General features: G+C 39.1%; 1 protein-coding gene. It reads left to right on the forward strand.

The window, feature by feature from the left end:
• Nucleotides 1-57: 57 nt before the first annotated feature.
• A partial coding sequence (locus LQ226_RS20860; protein WP_231419952.1) for a transposase occupies nucleotides 58-747 on the forward strand: 690 nt, incomplete at its 3' end.

The following is a 747-nucleotide window of genomic DNA, read 5'->3' on the forward strand; positions in this document are numbered from 1 at the left end:
CACTCACTTTAAAATGTTTCTTACCACAGAAAACAAACAAAAAGTGAGTGACTTTATATGAACAAAATTAACACACCTATTCAAATTCTACAATCTATAATTCCTTCCAAAACCTTAGAGGAGCGGTTAGCTCAAGATTATAATTTTGAGGAAAAAGCCAGGAAATTTTCCGCGATAGACCTTCTTCATTTCTATTTAGAAGCCGGCGTGAAGCGTTGGACTGGGTATCGTGAAGGATCCGAAACGCTAGTGGAACAGGGAGATTTTGAATCCCTGAATCACTCCACGATCTCTAAAAAAGCCCAAGAAGTCCCCTATGAATTCTTTAGAGATTTATTTCAAGAATTGCTTCAGCGATTAACAACATCCCAAAAGAAAAAATTCTTAAAAGACTATTCTCTGTTCGCGATCGACTCAACAACGATTACCTTCAGACACCAAACTAGGAGCTGGGCGAAATATCGAAAACATCTCTATGCGATTAAACTCCATACAGAATTTAATATCGATCAAAAAATGCCCACCCATGTCTTCGATACCACAGGAAAAGATAGTGATATCATGATGGCACCTTTGATCTTCTTACATAAGGATTTTCCAGCTATTCGAGTCGCTGATCGAGCCTACGGAGCTAAGGATCTTTTGGATCAACTGAGCTCAGAGGAAAAGCCGTTTGTCATTCGTCTCAAAGCCGGGATCAAACACGACGTTCAAAGTCACAATGAATTTGACTTTAATGAAGAGTGG

The organism is Pontibacillus sp. HN14, from assembly GCF_021129245.1.
Classification (GTDB): Bacteria; Bacillota; Bacilli; order Bacillales; family BH030062; genus Pontibacillus.